The organism is Roseibium sp. MMSF_3412, assembly GCF_030733265.1.
Taxonomy (GTDB): domain Bacteria; phylum Pseudomonadota; class Alphaproteobacteria; order Rhizobiales; family Stappiaceae; genus Roseibium.
Window position 1 is genome coordinate 214,183 of the sequence record NZ_JASHJI010000008.1, and the last position, 21,936, is coordinate 236,118.

Sequence of the window (21,936 nt, forward strand, 5' to 3'; positions counted from 1 at the left end):
GCCCGTTTCGTTCAGAAGCATGCAGGATTGCTGCGAAAACAGCGTCAGAGCGGAATGTTGTCGTGTTTCTTCCAGGGCGTTTTTTCCTGCTTTGATCTGAGCAGCGCCAGTGCCCTGGCAACGCGGCGGCGGGTCGAATGGGGCCTGATCACATCATCAATGTAGCCGCGTTCGGCGGCAACGAACGGATTGGCGAAGCGGTCTTCATAGTCTTTTGTCCGCTTTGCAATCTTTTCCTGGTCACCCAGTTCGTTCCGGTAAAGGATCTCAACCGCGCCTTTCGCCCCCATCACGGCAATTTCGGCGCTCGGCCATGCGTAGTTGATGTCGCCGCCGATATGCTTCGAACTCATGACGTCGTAAGCGCCGCCATAAGCCTTGCGGGTGATCACCGTAACTTTCGGGACCGTCGCCTCGGTATAGGCAAACAGAAGCTTCGCACCGTGCTTGATCAGCCCGCCATATTCCTGTGCCGTACCCGGCAGGAAACCGGGGACATCGACGAAGGTGACAATCGGAATGTTGAAGCAATCACAGAACCTGACAAAGCGTGCGGCCTTGCGGCTTGCGTCGGAGTCCAGAACGCCAGCCAGAACCATCGGCTGGTTGGCGACGATCCCGACGGACCGGCCCTCGATCCGTCCAAAACCCGTCAGGATGTTTCCGGCAAACCCTTTCTGGATTTCGAAGAAATCACCTTCATCGACCGTCTTGAGCACCAGTTCCCGCATGTCATAGGGCTTGTTCGGATTGTCCGGCACAAGCGTATCGAGACTTGTGTCGATGCGGTCCGGGTCGTCGTAGTTTGTCAGTTCCGGCAGGTCGGCCTGATTGTTCATCGGCAGGAAATCGATCAGCCGCCGCATTTCCGACAGGGCTTCCACGTCGTTGTCGAAGGCACCGTCCGCAATTGACGACTTTGTGGTGTGAATGGACGCGCCGCCCAGTTCTTCGGCCGTCACCGTCTCGTTTGTCACAGTCTTGACGACGTCGGGACCGGTGACGAACATGTAGGACGTGTCGCGCACCATGAAGATGAAGTCGGTCATTGCCGGGGAATAGACATCGCCGCCCGCACAGGGTCCCATGATCAGCGAGATCTGCGGGATGACGCCGGAAGCCAGCACGTTTCGCCGGAACACCTCCCCATAACCGCCAAGCGCGGCGACGCCTTCCTGGATACGGGCACCGCCGGCATCGAACAGGCCGATGATCGGCGCACGGTTCTGGAGCGCCATGTCCTGAAGTTTGGTGATCTTTTCAGCATGGGCCTCGGACAGCGAACCGCCGAAAACGGTAAAATCCTTGGAGAAGACATAAATGGTCCGGCCGTTGACCGTGCCCCAGCCCGTTACAACGCCATCGCCCGGAATATGCTGTGCATCCATGCCGAACTCGGTGCAGCGGTGCTGTTTGAACATGTCGAACTCTTCAAAAGAGCCCTCGTCCAGAAGCGCCTCGATACGCTCGCGAGCGGTGAGCTTGCCCTTCGAGTGCTGTGAGTCGATCCGGCGTTGACCACCCCCGAGTCGGGCCGTCTCCCGGCGTTGTTCCAATTCGGCCAGCACTTCTTTCATCAGGTCCTCCCGATACGCGTTTTAAAGAGGCCGTACCATGTTCCACGCATGAGGCAAAGTCAGCATATGGGCTTAAGGAAACCGGTGAGGCCGCTTTCAGGCGCTGCTCAATCCGTAGGCGCGACGGAGGACGTCAAACCCCGGCGGCACCGCGCGAAGCAACACTGTCACCGGCGGCAGGACGTTGGCGGACAAGAGGTTTTCGCTGGCCGTGGTCGCACGAGTGTTTTTGCCTGCGGTCTGCATATCCGAGATAGTGTTGCCCAAACACTGGGCAACAAAGCCGAGATATTGTTCTTTGACACACCTCAGAATTTTGTCATGATTGCAAAACAAGCAGAACAGGCAAAGGGGAGGCAATGGCGGACGATCGGACTTTCTTCAACGAAATGCTCGACGATGCTGGTGGACCACGATCACCTTACTCAAGGCTCGCGACATGGCTCGAAGACAAACCCGCTAACTTCCTTACAAAAAAGAGCCGGGATGCGGAGACAATCTTCCGCCGGCTCGGGATCACCTTCGCTGTATATGGTGCGGAAGAAGCAACGGAACGGCTGATACCGTTCGATCCGATTCCCCGCATCATTTCCGCTTCCGAATGGCGCAAACTGTCCGCTGGCATCGACCAGCGCGTCCGTGCGCTGAATGCGTTCATGCACGACATCTACCATCGTCAGGAGATCCTGCGCGCCGGCATCATTCCCGCTGACCTCATCCTGCAGAACGAGGCCTTCCTGCCCGAGATGGCCGGGTTCACACCGGCCCGCAAGGTCTATGCGCATATCATCGGGACGGATCTTGTGCGGGTTTCGGAAAACGAATTCTACGTTCTGGAAGACAACACCCGAACGCCGAGCGGCGTGTCCTACATGATGGAAAACCGCGAAACGATGATGCGGCTTTTCCCGGAGCTTTTTCAGACCCACGCCGTCGCACCTGTGGAACAATATCCCGAACTTCTGCGCCGCACGCTGGAAAGCGTTGCTCCCGATCCGTCAAAGTCGGCACAGACCATCGTTGTGCTGACGCCGGGTATCTACAATTCGGCCTATTTTGAACATGCGTTCCTTGCCGATTCCATGGGCGTGGAACTGGTCGAGGGCCGGGATCTTTTTGTTGATGCCGGCAAGGTGTTCATGCGCACGACGCGCGAACCCGAACAGGTCGACGTGATCTACAGGCGCATCGACGATGCCTTCCTCGATCCCCTCACCTTCAACGCGGACAGCATGTTGGGTGTACCGGGACTGTTCGACGCCTACCGCGCAGGCAATGTCACGATCTGTAATGCGCCGGGGACCGGGATTGCCGACGACAAGGCGATCTACGCCTATGTACCCGACATCATAGAGTTCTACACGGGGCAGAAACCCATCCTCAACAATGTTCCGACATGGAACTGTTCGCGGGCCGACGATCTAGCCTATGTGCTCGACAATCTCGAAGACATCGTGGTCAAGGAAGTCCATGGATCCGGCGGCTACGGCATGCTGATCGGTCCGACGGCATCCAAGCGCGAGATTGCCGAGTTTCGAAAGGTTCTGGAAGCAACGCCTTCCAACTACATCGCCCAGCCGACCCTCGCGCTGTCGGCCTGCCCGACTCATGTCGCCTCCGGTGTCGCACCCAGGCACGTGGATCTGCGGCCCTTCGTCCTGATCGGCGATCAGGTCCGGATCACACCGGGCGGACTGACCCGCGTCGCGCTCAAAAAAGGATCGCTTGTCGTCAATTCCAGCCAGGGCGGCGGCACCAAGGATACCTGGGTACTTGAGGACTGACACCTGATGCTCGGAAGAACCGCCTCTTCACTCTTCTGGATGTCCCGCTACCATGAGCGGGCCCAGAACGTGGCCCGCCTCCTGGAAGTCGCCTATCGTGGTGCCATCATATCCCATCGCGGACAGGAACACGGCACACACTGGACCTTCGCCCTGACCTGTTCGGGCTGCGAGGCAGAATTCTCGGAAAAATACGATGAGCTGGGCATCCGCAACCTTGCGTTTTTCCTTCTGTTTTCAAAAGAGAATTCGGTAAGCGTGCGCAACAGCCTCGAGCTGGCGCGAAACAATGCACGTGCGGTGCGCACCGGTATCACTGCTGAACTCTGGGAAGCGATCAACACCACCTGGATCGAATTCACCGAGGTCAACCCGCAGACCATCACCCAGGAAAGACTGCCCGACTTTCTTGCCTGGGTGAATCAGAGGGCACACCTGTTCCGCGGCGCACTCCTGAACACGGTGCTCCGAAACGACGGCTATTTCTTCTCGCAGATGGGCAATTTCGTCGAACGTGCGGACAACACGGCGCGGATACTCAACACGCAGTACTGGTCGCTCCTGCCGGACAGCGACATTCTTGATGACGGCTCGATGGAAAAATACCAGTGGTCGGCGATCCTGCGAGCCCTGTCGGGCAGGAGGAGCTACCGCTTTGCCTATCCCAACGCCCGGCTGAAAGCGTTCAACATCGCGGAGTTCCTGATCCTCAGGAAGGAGATGCCGCGATCGCTCGCGCATTGCTATAACTGGATTGCGGACACCGCGGAAGACCTGTCCCAATTCTACAGCTCGCAGGAGCCGAGCCTGGCAATGGCAAAGGAAATCGCAAAGAGCCTTTCTGAAAAGCAGATGCGGGAAATCTACCAGGACGGACTTCACGAGTTCCTCAGCGACTTCATCGGCAGGAACAACCAGTTCGCATTCGAGCTTTCCAAGGACTACAACTTCTCCTGACCGAACCAAACTGCAACCGGGTGCCGCATGCAACTGACCGTCCGACATACAACTCGATACCGCTATGATGCACCGCTTGCGAATGCCATGCAGCAGATCCGCCTGACACCGGAAAACGGACCGGCACAAAAGGTGATCGAATGGTCGATCGATGCCCCCGGCATTTCCCGCGCGACGACCTACAAGGATGCGTTCGGAAACCGCGTGCACATGGTTTCGCGCAGCGAACCCGTCGAAGACGTGGAAATCGTTGCGGCCGGCATTATCGAAACGCAGGATACCAACGGGATCCTGGGGCATGAGCCGGACGCGACCGTTCCTCCGCGAATCTATACGCGTATCACGCCCCTGACCCAGCCGAACCAGGCAATCAGAAGGCTCGCCGCGCACGCGGAAGATGAGGACCGGATTGCCGGTTTCCATGCGCTCATGCACGCGATCCGGGACAAGGTCGACTACAAGGTCGGCGTTACGGAAACCCACGCTCCGGCAGCTGCGGCCCTGGCTGCCGGTGAAGGTGTCTGCCAGGATCACGCCCATATTTTCATCGCCGCGGCCCGCTCCCTTGGCGTCCCTGCGCGCTACGTCTCCGGTTATCTTCTGCTGGAAGACGAGCAGGCCTCCGAAGCGCACCATGCCTGGGCCGAAGTTCTGATCGAAGGTCTCGGCTGGACAGGTTTCGACGTCTCCAATGCGCAATGTCCCACGGACCGTTATGTCCGCCTTACCGTCGGTCTGGATTCGCGTTCCGCCGCACCGATCAGAGGCATACGCTTCGGCGGCCTCGAGGAAAACCTGCAGGTCGAGGTCGACGTGACCCAGGCCGTTTTTCAACAGCAGCAATAAATGTCGTTTTTCCAGCGCCCAATTCCCGTTCAGTGTGGTAACAGATCGAAGGGGAATGCCGGAGGGGCTGATTGAATGACATATTGTGTCGGCTTGAAACTGGACCGTGGGCTTGTGTTTGCCGCAGACACACGCACCAACGCCGGTGTCGATAACATTGCGACCTACAAGAAGCTTCACGTCTGGGAAGAACCCGGCGAACGCGTGATCACGCTCCTGTCGGCGGGTAATCTCGCCGTGACCCAGGCGGTCGTCTCGCTCCTCAGCGAACACATTACCTCGGCCGACAACGACCGCGCGACGCTCATGACAGCCAAGACCATGTTTCAGGTTGCGCGGCTCGTTGGCAGTGCCGTGCGGGAGGTCAAGTCGATCGATGGCGAATCGCTTGCGACCAGCGCAGAAAACTTCTTCGTCACATTCATTCTCGGTGGCCAGATCGAGGGCGAGGAACCGCGGATGTTCCAGATCTATGCGGCCGGAAACTTCATCGAAGTCGGAGAAGACACGCCGTTTCTTCAGATTGGCGAGCACAAATACGGCAAGCCGATCCTCGACCGCGTCACCAGAGCCGACATGCGTCTTGGGGAAGCTGCGAAACTGGTGCTGCTGTCCTTCGATTCCACCATCAGGTCGAACCTGTCCGTCGGCATGCCGATCGACATGCTGCTCTACAACAAGGACACCTTCTCGACCGACCGGCAGGTGCGGATCGAACAGGACGATCCGTATTTTCAGAAACTGTCGCAAGGCTGGTCTGAAAAACTGCGCGCGGCCTTTGGCGAGATTGACGAATTCGACGTTTGAAGAGCGGCACAGGCCTGTCAGAAAGGCGTCACAAACCGGCTTTAGAAGCGGACCGACCGACCCGGAGTAAATCTTCATGAGCAGCGGCACCGCGAGCGAACTCGATCCTGTCACCTGGACGCGGGAAACCTCGCAGGAACCGCTGGAGGCGAACGATCTCGCCCTGAAGGCCGTCAGGGACATGATCAAGGCCGGAAGACGCACCCAGATTGTCGAGCTTCTGAAGCGCTGGGATCCCATTGACGTGATGCAGCTGCTGACCCGGCTGCGGCTCAAGCAGGCACGCAAGCTCTTCCAGTGGTTGCCTGCAAACCCGTCAATCAAGGTTGTTGCGGAGCTGAGACCAGAATTCCGGTCGATCCTGATGGAGGAATCGACCCTCGACCAGTTCCGCGACATTCTCGCAGGTCTCGACCCTGAAGACGCGATCGAGATTCTCAATGAATTTCCCGACGATGTCGCCGACGAACTGATTGCGCGCCTCCCCGACCTGGAAGATATCGCGACCCGGGGCACCTATGCCGACGATACGGCAGGCCGGGTCATGGCGCGCAAATTTGTCGCCCTGCGCGAAGATTGCACCGCCGGTGAAGCCGTTGAGCAGATGCGCGAGGAAGCCGACCGGATAAGAAGGATCTTTACGGTCTATGTCACCGATGCGGACGGACGGCTTATCGGGACCGCTGAAGTCGGGAAACTCCTGCTTGCCCGGGACGATGTGCCGCTGAAGGACATCATGAACCGGGATGTCATCGCCGTTTCCACCGATACGGACCAGGAAGAAGTTCTTCGTCTGGCCCGGAAGCGCGACATGCGCACGGTTCCGGTTGTCAGCGGCGAAGGACATCTCATTGGCCGGATAACACCGAAACAGTTGACCCGGATCGCGGCGGACGAGGCCAATGAAGACATGCTGCTGATGAGCGGCGTCTCCGGAGAGGCACGCTCGGACGATACGGTTTTCCGGATCGTTCGCGGACGCCTTCCCTGGCTTCTCGCCGGGCTCGTCGGTGCGAGCGTGGCCGCAACGGTTGTCGGTTCCTACGAAGACCAGCTCGCCGAAGCGGCGATCCTCGCCGCCTTCATTCCCGTGACCATGTCAATGGCCGGAAACGCCGGTCTTCAAGCCTCCGCTGTCGCCGTCCAGGGGATCGCAACCGGTGCGCTCTGGTCCGGCGACATCGTTTTTCGGCTGATGAAGGAGTTCTTCGCAGCCCTCATCAACGGTGCCGTTGCAGGGACCTTGCTGGGGATACTTGTGCTCGTGGCGTCTTTGATCGTGCCGCTCGAAGCGCCGGAACGGCTCGCACTGGCAACGTCGCTGTCTTTGCTCTGCGTAACGACGCTGGCGGCGATGGTCGGGGCAACGGTGCCGATTGTCCTGGACCGGATCGGCATCGATCCGGCAATGGCCATCGGCGTCTTCATCACCTCGTCCAACGACGTTCTGGGCGTTCTGATCTTTTTCCTTATGGCGACCACGTTCTACATGGCGTGAGCGTCAGGACGCCATCCGGCTGGCCGCACCCTTGCGACTGCCTTGCGGCAATCATCACACGAAGATAAGAAAGCGCCGGCCCACCGGGAACGCTCAGGTCGTTTGCAGGATCAGGACCGCGGCATCGAATTCGGTCCGTTTGTAGGCGCGGATCTGCGCAGCTTCGGCGTCTTCTCCCCACCGCTCGATATTGTGGTCCTCTTCCACATGAGCCGCCGTCCAGGCCGCATCCGCGTCAATTCTGCCCTCACGCAGGCCAAGTGCGAGCAACGCGGAACCTGTGAGGCTGGTAATCGTATGAAGCGCGGCAAGACGAAGTGCCGTTTCGCCCGCTAAACGATCCCTGTAGGACGCAAGAAGATCCTCCGGCTGAGCGGCATGGATCACCCCTTCAATCAGCGAAAACCTGCCTCCCAGCAATTCACCGGCCCAGTCAACGACCGGGTCCCAAAGCGCCCGCTGCGTGTCGACGAGGCTCTGCGGGTCGTCGGCGCGATAACAAAGCGCGTCGTTGCCGGCGAACCTGACAATGTCGTCAAGCACGTCTGCCGCGCGTACGCTCACCGCATCCAGCGCCGAATTTGTGATCCTGGTGAGCGGCATCGTCGCCGGATTGATTTCTTTTTCCTGGGCAGCCCATTCCGCAGATACGGACGCGGCAAGTTTTTCGTTTGGCAGCGCAAGCGCCGCCTTTCCGGGTGTTTTCACCGGTCTTCCATCGAGGTGAATGACGTAGCCGCCATCGGTTTCCGCATAGGCGGCTTCCTTGTAGAAACGCTTTGGAAGTTCGCGTTTGGAGAGTTCGCGTGCGCGCTGCTCCGGATCCTTGGCCGCTTCCTCATGCAGAGTATCAAGAAAGTCGCGCATCAAACTGTTTCCTTGTCCAAATTCAGGGTTTCAGACAGCGCATCATCCAGGTCATCGAAACTGTGAATAATCCTGTCGGCACCTTCTGCGGCGAGCCGCGAGTGATCATGATAACCCCACGTGACGCCAATGGTTCTTATGCCCGCCGATTTGGCCATGGCCATGTCGAACCCGGTATCGCCGATCATGACCGAGTTTTCCGGACGCACGCCCGTTTCCGACAAGGCCCGTTCGATCATGTCGGGATGCGGCTTGGACGGAGAGGTATCGGCCGTCTGGATCGTCGCGAATTTGCCGTGCAGTCCATGCGTGTCCTGCATGTGTTTCACGCCGCGCAAGGCCTTGCCGGTCGCGATGCCGAGCAGGACATCTTCCCGGGCGTGAAGCCGTTCGACGGCCTCCCGTGCGCCTGCATAGAGCGGATCGATTTCGAGCCCCTCCGCGCGCCTTGCCCATTTGGCCTGGCGATACGCTTCGGCCATCGCGGGCACCTTCTCAAGATGGGCTTCTCCGACAAGATCAGTAAACGCCTCTTCGAGAGACCGGCCCACGATCGACAGTGCCGTCTTGCGGTCCGGCATCGGCAGTCCCACGGCTTCGAACCCGACCTGAAGCCCATGAAAAATGGTGTTCTGACTGTCAACCAGCGTACCGTCGACATCGAAAATGATCAGATACATGAGGAAACCTGTGCCCGTTCAGCCAAGGCCCGCATGTGCAGTGTTTTACGGTCCGGGTCAAGGGACATTTCGCAAACGGGCAGCTTGCCGCCTCGCCTCGCCTTTCCCGGCTCGCCGGACCGGTCGGGCGAAGCGGGCAAAGCGTCCAAAGACGGCCATGTGGAAGCGGTCTTTGCCTGGAAAACCCGATTGAGTCAGATGTGCCTGAAATTTGCCTTTTTATGGTGGTTTGGGGAGCCTGCACTGCCCGTAAGGTCTTGTTAACCATGTTCGTAAACCGTCCGGTTACCATACCCGCGGATACTCGTGCAGGTGGTTGGACGCAGTCGTTTGGGACAGGTTGTCACCAAATCCGAACAGTTTTGGAACGCAGTCGTGTAACTGTGTCCAGTGGGATGGTTTTGCCGGAATGCAAGAGATCGAACAGCAGACACCCGCCAGGCATGAGGCGCTGAAGACGCCGCGCAAGTTTCCTTTGCGCACCTTCAGTGTCGTGTTTGTCTTGGCAGCGCTCGCCCTTACCATGCTTGTCTATGGACCGGCACTGACGTCATCGGACAACCGCTTTGCCATGCCAGACCGGGACCAGGCCGTTCTGGCACTTGTCACACCGGTTTTACCGTCGCCGCTGCAGCGGCAATCGAGTGTCTCCACCGCTCCGTCTTCGACCGGTGTTTCCACACCAACCAACCAGTTGCCTGTCGAGGAGACCGCAGTGCCGTTCGGAAATGAACGTGTTGCAGTGTTTTCAAATCCTGCAGCGGCTCTGGACATCGAGCGGGTCAAAAAAGTCGCCAAGTTCAAACTTGCAGCCAAACTCGCTCATCTCAGGTTTGCCCAGCACCTGGCCATTGCGCGGGCTGAACGCGTTGCGGCTGCCGCGCAAGTGGCGCTGGCCCAACCGGCCGTTGTTGCGCCCGTGGCAACGGTTCGTGTACCTGGCACCAAGCCGCAAGCACCTGTTCGCTCCGTGGCTGTGCGTGCGCAGCCTGACGAAGAGGTTTCGCAAACCCCGGCCCCCGTGCTCGCCTACGCCACTCCCGGCATCCCGGAAGAGCAGAACAAGAGTGGGTTCGGCGGACTTGGCAAGATCTTCAACGGTCTGAAGGGCGGCCTTCCGGGCCGTGGAAGCGGCATTGCCGTCTACGATATCAGCGCGGCGGTCGTGCACATGCCGGACGGAACGAAGCTTGAGGCCCATTCCGGCATCGGTCACCGGAAGGACAATCCGAAATACGCCCATGTCAGGAACCTTGGGCCGACCCCGCCCAATATCTACGACCTGAGAATGCGCGAAAGGCGGTTCCACGGGGTCGAGGCCATCCGCATGCTGCCAAGAGACCTGGCGGCGATGAAGGGACGCGATGGCATGCTTGCACACAGCCCCCTGCTCCGCCGCACCAACGGATCTCACGGCTGTGTCGCCTTCAAAGACTACAACAAGTTCCTGAAAGCCTTCAAAGCCGGCAAGGTAAAGAAAATCATCGTTGTTCCCTCGATGGAGAAACTGCCGAAATACATGGCAAAGCTTAATCGGGGCACCGACGCCTGAGTTCGGCTGAACGTCTTGCCCTCATGCGTCAGATTGGCTAAAGACAGAAAAGTCCCGTCCGGAGCTTTTCCTTGACCAAGATACTGGCTGTTTTCCTGATCCTGATTGCCGCCATCCAGGTGATCAAACCGCTCGGTTGGCCGGGTCTCAAAAAACGCTCCGACGCATGGAAATTCGTCGCCGGTGTTGTCGCGGTGACCGTCTTGTCCGTCATCGTCAGCGCCCTGTTCCAAGGGCTTTAGGTCAGACGGCGAGCGGCACTTCTACCAGACCGGGGTTTGTTTCCAAAGAGGCAGGAACCAATGGGCGAACAAGCCACCCTTCACCTGATCTGCGGAAAAATTGCCGCCGGCAAGTCAACGCTGGCCCGCAGCCTTGCAAATGCGCCCGGCACGATCCTGATCCGGGAAGACGCCTGGCTGTCCGAGTTGTACGGCGACCAGATGCAGACCCTCGCCGACTACGTAACATTTTCAGCGAAGCTGCGCTCGGCGCTTGAACCGCATATCGTCGACTTGCTGCGATCGGGACTTTCCGTTGTCCTGGACTTTCCTGCGAACACGGCCGAGTTGAGGCGCTGGATGCGCCGCCTGTTCGAAACGGCGGGCTGTGCGCACGAGCTTCACCTGATGGACGTCAGTGACGAGATCTGTAAGGAACGGCTACGGAAGCGCAACGCTTCCGGAGAACACGAATTCCAGGTGTCCGACGAACAGTTCGACCGCGTCAGCCAGCATTTTCAGCCGCCGACAAAAGCGGAAGGGTTCCAAGTCCGCATACACCAGGCGTAGCGGCACTCGCGTTCTGAACAGCCTGCCTGGTTACCGCTTGATCAGGGTCTCGTCCGGATCATCTGCTTCCGGATCGTAGTCGCTGGCATTGAAACCCAGAAGGTTCCAGGTCTGTTGCATGTGCGGGGGAAGCGGCGCCGACACGTCGATCATGCCGTGACCAGACGGATGGGGAATGACAATACGGCGTGCCAGAAGATGCAGCCGGTTCTGGATGCCGCCGGGAAGCTCCCAGTTCTCGATGTTGAAGTATTTGTCGTCACCAATGATCGGGTGGCCGATGTGAGCGGCGTGCGCCCTGAGCTGGTGGGTCCGGCCAGTGACCGGCTTCATGGTAACCCAGGAGAGTTTCTGTGCCGACTGCTCGAAAACGGAATAAAGCGAAACCGCATGCTGGGCATCATCGTCGCCCTGGCGGGTCACCCGCATCCGCTCCTCGCCTTCGCTCCGCGCCAGAAAGGTCGAAATGCGCCCCTGTTTGGGCTTGGGAACGCCGGCCAGCATGGTCCAGTAGATCTTGCGCGTGTTCCTGTGCCGGAAGGCCTTGGTCAGTTCCTGCGCCGCCTGGCGCGTCCGCGCGACGAGGATGATCCCGGACGTTTCGCGATCGAGCCGGTGCACCAGACGCGGCTTGTTGCCCTTGCGGTCTGTGAACGCCTCCAGCATGCCGTCAAGATGCCGCTTGAGACCGGAACCGCCCTGCACGGCGAGCCCGGCCGGCTTGTTGAGAACCAACACCTGATTGTCCTCAAACAGCAGCATTTCCTCGATGGCTTTCCGGTCATCGGCAATCAGTTTCGTGGATTTGGGCTTCGCATTCTTGCGGTCATCCGCCGGAACATCGACTCCGAGCGGCGGGATCCGCACCATCTGTCCCTTGGCGATACGCGTGCTGGCCTCGGCCCTTTTTCCGTCAACGCGCACCTGACCGGTGCGCAGCAGTTTCTGCAGACGGCCAAAGCCGAGACCCGGATAGTGGGTCTTGAACCAACGGTCGAGGCGCATGCCCGCTTCGTCGGCGGTCACTTTTTTCTGTTCAATCGCGGACATCTTGTTCTCAGAACCATTTGCGATCCGGCCGGATCGCTCTCAACCGGGTTGTTTGTTCTCCCCGGGCGGAAATTCGTTCCGCTGCGTATAGGCGCAATCCGGCGCAATTGGAAGGGAAACTTAGGTAACGACCTGTCGCGCAATGGCCAGGCCGCCAAAGACAGCTGCGATGGACAGCAGAACCGAGGCGACGACATAGACCATTGCAAGAACGGTGTCACCGCGTTCCCAGAGCACCGAGGTATCGAGCGAAAAAGCAGAGAACGTTGTGAAGCCGCCAAGAATACCGGTGGCGATGAAATACCGGACCGTCTGGACATGCTGGAAATCCGATTTCACCAGCCACCCGATCAAGAGGCCCATGGCAAGGGAACCGACGACATTGACCGTGAGTGTTCCGACTGGAAATCCGGATCCGAACAGGCGCAGACTGGCAAGGGCCACAAGATGCCTTGCCCCTGCCCCGAACGCCCCACCCAGCATTACAAGAAGAAGATGTTTCAAGGTCTTCTCGACTTCGTCTGACTTTTGCGGCTAAAGCCGCGTACCATGCAGGTTCGCATTCGTAAAGCGACGGACCGGACCTTGCACAAAATCAGGTTTGTTTCCCGTATTTGAATCTGAACTTTTCACCGCCGATATAGGCAACACCGTTTCCGCTTTTGTAGTTTTCTTCAATATTGAACCAGAATGTTCCTTCATTGCCGTCCGTGCAGACAAAGTTACCCTTGCCATAGCCACTTGCCAGGTCGTTGGCGGACTCGAACCGACCTTTGCACTTTCGGCCCTTGTTGCTTTTGATATTGAACTTTCCTGCTTGGAATCCCAGCGCGCTCCCCTTGAAGGTTTCGGTCCCATTTGCATTTGTTCCCGTGATCTCGAATTGATTTTGACAGCCCGACAGCGCCAAAGCGGCGCCACAAATCAAAACGTGAATTTTCATTCCTGCATATTCCCAAAGTTGCTTCCGATGGGGACTTCTTACATTATTCCGGATTGAAAAGTAATTCTGATCGGATGCGCCCGGACGGACGGCGCGATGCCTTTGGAACACATCATCCGGTGTTGCTGCCTGGCGCAGTCTTGCCATCGTCACACCTGCTGTGAAGCGTTTCGACAATCGCCAATGTCTTTGCGCGGCACCGTCAACCGGAGACCAAATGGCGAAAGTGCCTCAAACCTCTTCAGTAACATGCGCAAAATCGGGATAAATCGACCGGACCAGTTCATCGACCCGCGCGATTTCATCGGGGATTGCCACCAGTTTCTCGCGCTCCTCCTGAAGAATCGCCAGGAAAATCTGGGCCCTTGCCTGGTTGACCTTGAGCTGCGGCAACGCCCCCTCGCCGGCTGCCGACAGCACGATACTGACCAGCCGGTCCGCCGCGTTAAGCCGGCCCCAGAGATAGTCGTGCTCGCGCCAGCTCCTGTTGAAGAACGCGCCGAAGGAATTGAGCGCCTTGCCCTTGAGTTCAAACCCTTCGGTGTAAAGGCTCGCCGCGTCTTTCGGGCTGATGCGGTCCACGAGGATTTCGGTGACTTCCGAAAAATCGTTCCGCTGAAGCACCGGGAACGTGATCAGGTCGTAAAAGCCGAAACCGACATAGGACCTGAGCAAGGACATGTGCCGATCTTTGTCGAGAAGATCGCGAGCCGTTTCAGCAAACAATTCGTCGTGAAGCCGGTCAAGATCGACAAGGCCCATCATTTTCGTGAGATTGGACAGGAGCGGCTCGACATGCGTTTCCAGGTTGCACTGACCGGCAGCGTTTGCTGCAAGAAACGCCTCGCAGACCTCCTTGCTTTTTCCGCCGAAAAACGTCTCAGTCCATCGCCAGCCAAGGTGATCGATCTGCTCGTACAAGAGCCCTTTCAGATGATCCAGCGCGCCGGCATCCGGCGGGGGCAGAGATGATGCTGATCCCGGCTGATAGAACCCGTTGAGTTTCCGGATGGCAAAACGCAGGCGGCGGATACGGTAGTCGACATCGAGGCCCCGAAGCAGTGAAACGATGTGCGGATCGGTGCGGCCCAGGCCGTCCTTGCTTTCGGTAGCAAGCCGGTTGAAGTGATTTGAGAAAACGGACAGGGCCGCCTCCTCCCGCGCCTGGAGATCAACCTCGGCGGCAAGCCTGTTTGTCAGTCCGGCCAGCCGTTCGGCAAGTGCGTGCAACTTGAGAGACTGGTAGTTCAGAAAAGCGAACCCGGCCTGTTCGAAGGCGGTGTTTGTCGCATCCCTCCGGCACTTCGACAGGACATCGGCCGTGATGGCGCGCCAGGTTGGCAAGAGCCTGGATACCGCCTGTTCGACAACCGGGCCGGTCGCATCGATCAACTGGGACAGCCAGCGGCTTCGCCGGTTGTTCTGTTCCAGCTCCTTCAGATCGTCGCCAATCGGTTCATTTCTGGGTATGTGTGCGAGAGAAGCCAGGATGACCCTGAAGAAACCGGGAAGTTCCATCGGCTTGTCGCCGCCTTCGCTGAAGTCGACCGGCGTCGGATCCACATAGATCAGGCGCCTTGCGACTTCGCGGGCCGCGGGCCGTTCTTCGATCACCTCGATGACCGGCGCGAAGGGCTTGTTCATGACGACGCTGCCGTCGACAAAACAATGCTGCGCCGTCCTGTCGGGCGTCAGGCACAGTTCCCGGCTCAGAAACGTGTCGCGTTCCGGCCAGTCTAGACCGTGCCGCGCAAGCGCCCGATCCATTTCGGCGACCGTCGCGGGCGGGAATGCACCTGGAAAGGACGAGGTTGCCCGGGCGGTAAAAACCAGCTCGGGAATGTTGTCGGCATCGAACTGGCTGTCGACATGTCCCTTGGTGCGATGAACCGCGTGAAACTTCAAAATACGTCTGTGATCCCACTCTTCGACAAAGGCAGGATCGTCAAGCAGGATGCGCCGCTTGACCCCGTTATAGTCGGTGATCGTGACGAACAGATCCAGCGTCTGTCCGCGCGGAATGAGTGTCCTCTCCGCGTGGTTTCCGGTTTCCATCTTGCGGCAGGCGTCAAGCATCCAGCCGATGAAACGCTCTCCTGAAAACGGTGGCGAAAACCATCTTGCCTGCATGAACTGCCGCAGCTTGTCCCGTGTCTCGTCATTCTTGATCTGCTTGTCCAGCCGCGCCGAAATGAGCTGGTCGAGAACCGGCGAAATCGAGAGTTTCAGATAGCGTGACAGGCCGGTTTGCGGCCGTGAAAGCCGTGTCACGTCTGCATTTTCCAGCCACATCTCGCTATGGCTTTCCAGCGGCAGATCATGCGCGATGGCACGTGCCAGCATGATGCCGTTGACACCGCCGGCCGAAGCACCGGCGATTGCATCAACGACGACACGGATGTCGGCAACGCCGGAAAGCAGGTCGAGCAGGTTCTGGTAAGCGCCCTGGACGGGCTGCAACTCCGGGGCATCAATCGGCTCGGCCGTGCCACCGTTCCTGTCGAGCCGGTAGCTCGATGCACGCACGAGGTTCAGGACCTCACGGCTCACCCCGTGCATATAGATGGCGAGCGAAACACCGCCATAAAGCACAAGCGCAAGTCTGAGTTCGATTTCCTTCATGAAGCTACCAGATGGATTGTCACAAACCGTCTATCAGAAAAAAATTTCCATATTCCTTAGATGGCGATGAAACGGTCCAAACAAAGCAAATCACCAATATGCGCTCATCATACCTGATCACGCTTGCGCGTGGAAAATGTGTAGAACCGTTTGTCGCTCCGATACGATCAACGGCGAGGCCTCGAAAGCAAAGCACCAATGTTACGCCCGCAGGATCAAGTCCAACGGTCCGGAATTGCATCCGTGCTCAACAAGGAACCGGCGAATTGGTCTTGAGACGGAGTGCTGATAAAGTCCGGCTTTTCGCACCGGAGGACATTGAGCTTGGATCTTCAGCAAGTGCTTGCATCATACGCTGCAGCCTGGAACGAGACCGATCCGGAAAGGCGCCTCAGGTTGCTCGAGCGCTGCTGGAGCGACGGCGGGCAATATGCCGATCCGGCCGGAACAGCTGACGGACGCGAGCAGTTGTCGGCGTATATCGGAGAATTTCATGCACATATGCCAGGTGCCCGCATTGAACTCGTCAGCGGTGCAAGCCAGCACAATGCCCACTTCTATTTCAAATGGCAGCTGATAACCGGCGACGGCATCGTGAAGATCGACGGCGTCGATTTCGGTACGGTATCCGCAGACGGCCGTCTTCAGGAAATCGTGGGCTTCTTCGGCGCACCTCCGGAGCTGACAGGATCCTGAACCGTCCCTTGCTTTCTGGAACCTGACCGGCGTTCGCTCAATCAGCTGCGCTCCCGCCGCAGCTTGCTCCAATAGTCAAGCCGCTTGCGCAGGTCTCGTTCAAAACCGCGCTCCGGCGGGTCGTAATAGGTCTGGCGGCCGAGCTTCTCGGGAAAATAGTCCTGTCCCGAAAATCCGTCCGGCGCGTCGTGATCATACTGATACCCGGCCCCGTATCCCTCTTCCTTCATCAGCTTCGTGGGCGCATTCAGGATGTGTTTCGGGGGCAGAAGAGACCCGCTGGACTTGGCATCGCGCATCGCGGCCTTGTAGGCGACATACGCCCCGTTGGACTTGGGCGCGGTGGCGACATAGATCACGGCCTGCGCAAGCGCCAGTTCCCCTTCCGGAGATCCGAGCATCTGATAGGCATCCCGCGCCGCATTGGTCTGGACAAGCGCATTCGGATCCGCCAGCCCGATATCTTCCACCGCCATCCGGATCAGCCGGCGCGCCAGATACATCGGATCCTCACCGCCATCCAGCATCCGGCAGAACCAGTAGAGCGCCGCGTCGGGGTCAGAACCTCTGACCGACTTGTGCAACGCGGATATCAGATTGTAGTGGCCGTCGGCGCTCTTGTCATAGATCGGTGCCCGGCGCTGCACGATCTCCTGCAGGCGTTCCGCGTCAAAGACTTCGTCTTCCGCTGCAGCCCGCCAGACATCCTCGGCAAGCGTCAGGGCAGATCGCCCGTCGCCGTCAGCCATCCGGATCAGGACCTGCCGTGCCTCGCCATCGAGCGGAAGTTTCTTCTCCTCCGTCTGTTCGGCCCGCGCAAGCAATGCTTCCAGCGCCTCGAGGGAAAGCGAGTGGAAGGTCATGACATGCGAGCGCGACAGGAGCGCGGCATTGAGCTCAAAGGAGGGGTTTTCCGTCGTGGCACCGACAAGCGTGATCGTGCCGTCTTCCATGACCGGAAGAAAGCTGTCCTGCTGCGCGCGGTTGAAGCGATGTATCTCATCGACGAAGAGCAGCGTCGATCGGCCTCCCATGCGTCTGGCGCGGGCGGCCTCGAACACTTTCTTCAGGTCGGCAACACCGGAAAAGATCGCCGAGATCTGTTCGAAGGCGAGATCGGTCTCATTGGCCAGTAGACGCGCGATCGTCGTTTTCCCGGTGCCCGGCGGCCCCCAGAAAATGAGAGACCCGAGGGTCCGTGTCTTGAGCATGCGCGAAAGCGTGCCTTCCGCGCCAAGGAGGTGGTCCTGTCCGACAACGTCCGCGAGACGCGAGGGACGCAGGCGGTCCGCCAGCGGACGCGGACCGGATTGCGCAAGACCGGATGCTTCAAAGAGATCGCTCACGGGCGTCTTATCTCACTTCAAGCTTCGACACCTTGCCGTTGCGCTCAATCTCAAGAACCCAGACACGAGGCGGCGTCTTGGTGATCACCTCCAGCATGCGGGTCGATTCCACCTTGCGTTCATTGACCGAACGAATGATGTCGCCAGGGCGCATGCCCACCTGGTTCGCCGCTCCGCGCCGGTCGACGGAGGCAATCACGACACCTTCAAACACCCCGCCGTCCAGGCCGAGTTCCTCGGCGACAGCCGGAGACAGGTTCATCACGGTGACCCCTTCGAACGGCGAATACTCGCGCAACTCGCGGGTATCACGCGGCACGGTCTCAGGCGCGGGCACCAGCGGCACGGAAAGCGACACCTCCTGCCCGTCCCTGACGATCAGAAAATTGGACGTCTCGCCAATCATTTTCGTCGCAAACCGGTATCCGAACGAATTGGGATCGATCACTTCCTTGCCTTCAATCTCCACGACAAGGTCACTGACCTCCAGCCCTGCTTCATGCGCCGGAGAGCCGTCGAAGACCGCGGTCACGAGAACGCCCTGCGGCCGGTCGAGGGAGAGCGCTTCGGCGATTTCGGCGTTGACCATCTGGACCGTCGCGCCAAGCCAAGGCCGCCGAACCTTGCCGCCCTGGTCCGCTGCCTGAGCAACAAAGCGGGCCATGTGCGCCGGGATCGCAAAACCGATGCCGTTCGATCCGCCGGAGCGCGAGAAGATCGCCGTGTTGATGCCGACCAGGTTTCCGGACATATCGACCAGCGCGCCACCGGAGTTGCCGGGGTTGATGGCCGCGTCCGTCTGGATGAAGAACTGGAAATCGGTCACGCCGACCTGCGTTCTTGCAAGCGCCGACACGATGCCCTGCGTCACGGTCTGGCCGACCCCGAACGGGTTGCCGATCGCCAGAACGATGTCGCCGACCTCGAGGCTGTCCGAATTTGCAAAGCTCACATGTTCGAACGGCCCCTCCTCGCGGATCTTGAGCACCGCCAGATCCGTGCGTTCATCCATGAGCACGATATCCGCATCGAATTCCCTGCGATCGTTGAGCGCCACACGCACGGCATCCGCGCCCTTGATAACATGATGGTTGGTGATCACCGTGCCGTCCGCAGAAATGATCACGCCGGAGCCGAGCGACGATTCAACCCGCTCGCGCGGACGGCTGTTGCCGGCACCCGGCTGACCGAAAAACCGGCGGAAAAACGGATCCTCGAAAAACGGAGAGACGCGCTGACGCTGAACCACTTTCCGGCTGGCGTAGACATTGACGACCGCCGGAGCCACCTGTTTCGCGACGGGGGCAAAGGACAGCTTGATCTGGGCTTCGCTCTGCGGAACCAGCCTCAGGTCCGCGGGCGACGGATCGACGGTCTGCGCGAAACTTGATGTCGCCAGGAGGCCCGTCAAGGCTGCAAGCAGAATACGGCACAAAGGTCGGAATCTGTTTGAATTGGTCAGACGCATTGACGAGCCCCTCTTTCGAATCTTCTTAGCTACCTGCGATACATGGCAGATAGGGTGCAAAAGAGGCAATTACAAAAACAATGAGCCGCCAAAACCCAGGCGGCTCATCAAAACTCGTTCAGATCAGGGTCAGGCGGACCGAACCTGATCAAGGAAGCTGCGCACTTCCGTATCCAGCTGTTCCGCTTCGGCCGCCATCTGCGCCGCTTCCTCGGAAAAGTTCTGGGCGGCCATGTTGGTGTCATTGGAAAGCGCCGAGACGTTTCGAATGTCTTCCGTGACCTTGGAAGTCCCGCCGGCGGCGCGTTGCGTATTCTCCGCAATGCCCTGAGTAGCGTAGCTCTGCTCGGTCACCGCAGCAGCAACCTCGCTTACGGATTTGGTGATCTCGTCGATCGTTTTCTGAATGTCTCCGATCGCCCCGACGGCATCGTCGGTCGCACCGCGGATCGCATCGATCTGCTGCTGGATCTCACCCGTCGCCTTGCCGGTCTGGGATGCAAGATCCTTAACCTCGGAAGCAACAACGGCAAAACCCTTGCCGGCTTCTCCGGCCCGCGCCGCCTCAATCGTGGCATTGAGCGCCAGAAGGTTCGTTTGATCGGCAATGTCGCTGATCAGGGTCACGACCTCACCGATCCGGTTGGCAGCCTCGGCGAGAGACTTCACGGTCTCGTTGGTTGTTTCAGCACGCCGTGTCGCGTCCGCTGCCACGTTCGACGACCGTTCGATCAGCGTGGAGATCTCCTGGATCGAACTCGACAGCTGGTCGGAGGCCGCTGCAATCGATTCGACCTCGGCCAGCGTTTCCTCAGACATTGTTGCCGCGTTGCCGGACGTCTCGCCCGCCGTGTCGGTCATGTCGCGCATGTTGCTCGCCGATTCGCGCAGCGAGGCAGCCGAATGAGCAACCTTGTCGACGACGCTGCCGACCGTGGCCTCGAAGTCGCCTGCAAGGCTGGCCAGCATTTCCTGGCGCTGTTCGGCCTGTATGCGGGCCGCGTCCGCCTCTTCGGTGGCCCGCTGCTCATTTTCTTCAGCCGCATTTTGCCGGATCTGGAGAACGGCGCGGCCAATGTCGCCAATTTCGTCCTTGCGCCGCGCCGCCTTGATCTCTGCGCCCAGATCGCCGGCGGCAATTGCATTCAGCGCACCGACAAGCGTCGACAGAGGACGGGTGATCGATTGCGAGAAGAACAGCGCGATGACGGCCGCAATCGCAATCGTGCCCAGAGACCAGACGATCATCTGGTCCCGCATGTTGGTGACAGCAGCCAGTGTTTCGTTGACGCTTTTTTCTGCGGCAACGACCCAGGTCTGTCCCGCGAAACTCAGCGGACGGGCCACGACCAGATCATCGACACCATCGGCACCGGTCACAATGGAGGCGGAGCCTTTGCCGTTCACGGCGGCCATCACCGGCCCTGCCGTGCTTTTGGCCACAAGCGCGGTCGGCGCATCTGCCAAAGGCTGATCGCTCAGAAGAAGTCCGTCCTGGTTGGTGACATACACCTGCCCCGTTTCCCCAAGGTCGGTTCGGTTCGCAACGATGTTGTTGAGGAAAGACGAATCAAGCCTGACCACCGCAACGCCGTTCAGGCTGACGGTCCCGAAGGAGTTCATGAACACTGGTGCGGCCAGGAACAGCGAGCCATCGCCGTCCGCCGCGTCGTAGGCTGCGAACGAACTTGTAGCCACCTCGCCTTCGCCAAGCTGCAAGGCGGCTTCGAAGGCCGTCTGAAGGCCGGAACCGTTCGCGGCGCTATCGGCACCGAGCTGCGACAGGAACTCATCGCCCTTGGTCACGGAATAAAGCACCAGACCCGCCGGATCGATCAGGTAGATATCGGCATAACCGCCGTTTTTCCAGACGCTGTAAAAAGCCGGATGCGCTTCGGAGTGTCGCCAGGCATACATTGTCTTCTGGTCGGCACCGGATATCTCCGCACGTTCTTCAGGTGTTTGCGGTGCATGGAAAAGTCCGAGAATCTCGTCCTTTTCCTTGCCGAGATTCAAGGTTGCATTGGCAAGGTTGCTCATGGGATCCGCCACACCGGATGCCAGGTTCACAACCTCCGCCTTGGCCGCCCCCAACTTGCTTTCCAAGAGCGCGGACCGCGCACTGATGACCATGCCCAACTCCGCTTCAGCTGCTTTCTGCAGCCCGTCGCGGCCTGTCATGTATCCGATCACTCCAACCGCGGTGCACGCGGCGAATGTCAGAACAATCATCAATGTTGGTATAACAAAGGATAGTCGAAACGAGCTGGACGCCCCCTTCGAGCCAGAGTTCTTCTTGCCAAACACAGTATTTCCCCAATCCCACTTCGTCCCACATGGGCGCGAAGAAAAACTAGGCGCAGTTTCTTAAATCATTGATAATCTTCAAAATTGTCTCACTATCTGAAACAACCGGATTTACTTCATCGAGTTACAATAAAAAAAGGCGGGC

General features: G+C 59.0%; 19 protein-coding genes. 9 read left to right on the forward strand and 10 right to left on the reverse strand.

Features of this window, described 5'->3' with window-relative positions; genetic code table 11:
* Positions 1 to 44: 44 nt before the first annotated feature.
* The gene (locus RBB49_RS16115; protein ID WP_306143877.1) at positions 45 to 1,577 is read right to left on the reverse strand and encodes an acyl-CoA carboxylase subunit beta; all 1,533 of its coding nucleotides are present in this window, start codon (positions 1,575 to 1,577) and stop codon (positions 45 to 47) included.
* Between the two features lie 359 nt (positions 1,578 to 1,936).
* On the opposite strand from RBB49_RS16115, the gene RBB49_RS16120 reads away from it, so the two are divergent.
* From RBB49_RS16120 to mgtE, 5 genes are all read left to right on the forward strand, one after another.
* Positions 1,937 to 3,361 (forward strand): circularly permuted type 2 ATP-grasp protein, encoded by a 1,425-nt coding sequence (locus tag RBB49_RS16120; RefSeq protein WP_306143878.1) that lies wholly within the window; start codon positions 1,937 to 1,939, stop codon positions 3,359 to 3,361.
* Between the two features lie 6 nt (positions 3,362 to 3,367).
* On the forward strand, positions 3,368 to 4,318 hold the full coding sequence (locus RBB49_RS16125; RefSeq protein WP_306143879.1) for an alpha-E domain-containing protein: 951 nt from the start codon (positions 3,368 to 3,370) through the stop codon (positions 4,316 to 4,318).
* A 27-nt stretch (positions 4,319 to 4,345) separates the two neighbouring features.
* Positions 4,346 to 5,164: a transglutaminase family protein gene (locus tag RBB49_RS16130; RefSeq protein ID WP_306143880.1), complete on the forward strand. Its 819-nt coding sequence runs from the start codon at positions 4,346 to 4,348 to the stop codon at positions 5,162 to 5,164.
* Between the two features lie 75 nt (positions 5,165 to 5,239).
* The gene (locus RBB49_RS16135) at positions 5,240 to 5,971 is read left to right on the forward strand and encodes a proteasome-type protease (protein ID WP_306143881.1); all 732 of its coding nucleotides are present in this window, start codon (positions 5,240 to 5,242) and stop codon (positions 5,969 to 5,971) included.
* 76 nt (positions 5,972 to 6,047) lie between these two features.
* Positions 6,048 to 7,469 (forward strand): magnesium transporter, encoded by a 1,422-nt coding sequence (mgtE, locus tag RBB49_RS16140; RefSeq protein ID WP_306143882.1) that lies wholly within the window; start codon positions 6,048 to 6,050, stop codon positions 7,467 to 7,469.
* 93 nt (positions 7,470 to 7,562) lie between these two features.
* Here mgtE and RBB49_RS16145 read toward each other — a convergent pair whose 3' ends face one another.
* Positions 7,563 to 8,336, reverse strand: a complete 774-nt coding sequence (locus RBB49_RS16145) for an ATP12 family chaperone protein (RefSeq protein ID WP_306143883.1) — start codon at positions 8,334 to 8,336, stop codon at positions 7,563 to 7,565.
* Complete coding sequence (locus RBB49_RS16150; protein WP_306143884.1) at positions 8,336 to 9,016, reverse strand: HAD-IA family hydrolase; 681 nt, start codon at positions 9,014 to 9,016, stop codon at positions 8,336 to 8,338. The genes RBB49_RS16145 and RBB49_RS16150 overlap by 1 nt, the downstream gene beginning before the upstream one ends.
* Before the next feature lie 409 nt (positions 9,017 to 9,425).
* Here RBB49_RS16150 and RBB49_RS16155 point away from each other — a divergent pair, with 409 nt between their 5' ends.
* The 3 genes from RBB49_RS16155 (at position 9,426) to RBB49_RS16165 (ending at position 11,359) form a co-directional block, all read left to right on the forward strand.
* Entirely contained in the window at positions 9,426 to 10,568 is a 1,143-nt protein-coding gene (locus tag RBB49_RS16155) for a DUF2778 domain-containing protein (protein WP_306143885.1), read from the forward strand.
* A gap of 71 nt (positions 10,569 to 10,639) precedes the next feature.
* Positions 10,640 to 10,810, forward strand: a complete 171-nt coding sequence (locus tag RBB49_RS16160; RefSeq protein ID WP_306143886.1) for a hypothetical protein — start codon at positions 10,640 to 10,642, stop codon at positions 10,808 to 10,810.
* 60 nt (positions 10,811 to 10,870) lie between these two features.
* Positions 10,871 to 11,359: an ATP-binding protein gene (locus RBB49_RS16165; protein WP_306143887.1), complete on the forward strand. Its 489-nt coding sequence runs from the start codon at positions 10,871 to 10,873 to the stop codon at positions 11,357 to 11,359.
* Between the two features lie 30 nt (positions 11,360 to 11,389).
* On the opposite strand, the gene RBB49_RS16170 is transcribed toward RBB49_RS16165, so the two are convergent.
* The 4 genes from RBB49_RS16170 to RBB49_RS16185 all read right to left on the reverse strand — a co-directional run bounded on the left by RBB49_RS16170 (position 11,390) and on the right by RBB49_RS16185 (position 15,974).
* Complete coding sequence (locus RBB49_RS16170) at positions 11,390 to 12,409, reverse strand: RluA family pseudouridine synthase (RefSeq protein WP_306143888.1); 1,020 nt, start codon at positions 12,407 to 12,409, stop codon at positions 11,390 to 11,392.
* Between the two features lie 120 nt (positions 12,410 to 12,529).
* Complete coding sequence (gene crcB / locus RBB49_RS16175) at positions 12,530 to 12,913, reverse strand: fluoride efflux transporter CrcB (RefSeq protein WP_306143889.1); 384 nt, start codon at positions 12,911 to 12,913, stop codon at positions 12,530 to 12,532.
* A gap of 91 nt (positions 12,914 to 13,004) precedes the next feature.
* Positions 13,005 to 13,529, reverse strand: a complete 525-nt coding sequence (locus RBB49_RS16180; protein WP_306143890.1) for a hypothetical protein — start codon at positions 13,527 to 13,529, stop codon at positions 13,005 to 13,007.
* A 54-nt stretch (positions 13,530 to 13,583) separates the two neighbouring features.
* The gene (locus tag RBB49_RS16185; RefSeq protein WP_306143891.1) at positions 13,584 to 15,974 is read right to left on the reverse strand and encodes a patatin-like protein; all 2,391 of its coding nucleotides are present in this window, start codon (positions 15,972 to 15,974) and stop codon (positions 13,584 to 13,586) included.
* A gap of 324 nt (positions 15,975 to 16,298) precedes the next feature.
* On the opposite strand from RBB49_RS16185, the gene RBB49_RS16190 reads away from it, so the two are divergent.
* Positions 16,299 to 16,670, forward strand: coding sequence for a nuclear transport factor 2 family protein (locus RBB49_RS16190; protein ID WP_306143892.1), 372 nt, complete (start codon positions 16,299 to 16,301; stop codon positions 16,668 to 16,670).
* 41 nt (positions 16,671 to 16,711) lie between these two features.
* On the opposite strand, the gene RBB49_RS16195 is transcribed toward RBB49_RS16190, so the two are convergent.
* The 3 genes from RBB49_RS16195 to RBB49_RS16205 all read right to left on the reverse strand — a co-directional run bounded on the left by RBB49_RS16195 (position 16,712) and on the right by RBB49_RS16205 (position 21,665).
* Positions 16,712 to 18,016: a replication-associated recombination protein A gene (locus RBB49_RS16195; protein ID WP_306143893.1), complete on the reverse strand. Its 1,305-nt coding sequence runs from the start codon at positions 18,014 to 18,016 to the stop codon at positions 16,712 to 16,714.
* A 7-nt stretch (positions 18,017 to 18,023) separates the two neighbouring features.
* Positions 18,024 to 19,484: a DegQ family serine endoprotease gene (locus tag RBB49_RS16200; RefSeq protein ID WP_306143894.1), complete on the reverse strand. Its 1,461-nt coding sequence runs from the start codon at positions 19,482 to 19,484 to the stop codon at positions 18,024 to 18,026.
* A gap of 129 nt (positions 19,485 to 19,613) precedes the next feature.
* Positions 19,614 to 21,665 (reverse strand): methyl-accepting chemotaxis protein, encoded by a 2,052-nt coding sequence (locus RBB49_RS16205; protein ID WP_306143895.1) that lies wholly within the window; start codon positions 21,663 to 21,665, stop codon positions 19,614 to 19,616.
* Between the last annotated feature and the right edge of the window lie 271 nt (positions 21,666 to 21,936).

Coding starts and splice junctions, on each gene's coding strand:
- RBB49_RS16115 (WP_306143877.1), bottom strand. CDS start 1,577: ATGAAAGAAGTGCTGGCCGAATTGGAACAACGCCGGGAGACGGCCCGA.
- RBB49_RS16120 (WP_306143878.1), top strand. CDS start 1,937: ATGGCGGACGATCGGACTTTCTTCAACGAAATGCTCGACGATGCTGGT.
- RBB49_RS16125 (WP_306143879.1), top strand. CDS start 3,368: ATGCTCGGAAGAACCGCCTCTTCACTCTTCTGGATGTCCCGCTACCAT.
- RBB49_RS16130 (WP_306143880.1), top strand. CDS start 4,346: ATGCAACTGACCGTCCGACATACAACTCGATACCGCTATGATGCACCG.
- RBB49_RS16135 (WP_306143881.1), top strand. CDS start 5,240: ATGACATATTGTGTCGGCTTGAAACTGGACCGTGGGCTTGTGTTTGCC.
- mgtE (WP_306143882.1), top strand. CDS start 6,048: ATGAGCAGCGGCACCGCGAGCGAACTCGATCCTGTCACCTGGACGCGG.
- RBB49_RS16145 (WP_306143883.1), bottom strand. CDS start 8,336: ATGCGCGACTTTCTTGATACTCTGCATGAGGAAGCGGCCAAGGATCCG.
- RBB49_RS16150 (WP_306143884.1), bottom strand. CDS start 9,016: ATGTATCTGATCATTTTCGATGTCGACGGTACGCTGGTTGACAGTCAG.
- RBB49_RS16155 (WP_306143885.1), top strand. CDS start 9,426: ATGCAAGAGATCGAACAGCAGACACCCGCCAGGCATGAGGCGCTGAAG.
- RBB49_RS16165 (WP_306143887.1), top strand. CDS start 10,871: ATGGGCGAACAAGCCACCCTTCACCTGATCTGCGGAAAAATTGCCGCC.
- RBB49_RS16170 (WP_306143888.1), bottom strand. CDS start 12,409: ATGTCCGCGATTGAACAGAAAAAAGTGACCGCCGACGAAGCGGGCATG.
- RBB49_RS16185 (WP_306143891.1), bottom strand. CDS start 15,974: ATGAAGGAAATCGAACTCAGACTTGCGCTTGTGCTTTATGGCGGTGTT.
- RBB49_RS16200 (WP_306143894.1), bottom strand. CDS start 19,484: ATGCGTCTGACCAATTCAAACAGATTCCGACCTTTGTGCCGTATTCTG.
- RBB49_RS16205 (WP_306143895.1), bottom strand. CDS start 21,665: ATGACAGGCCGCGACGGGCTGCAGAAAGCAGCTGAAGCGGAGTTGGGC.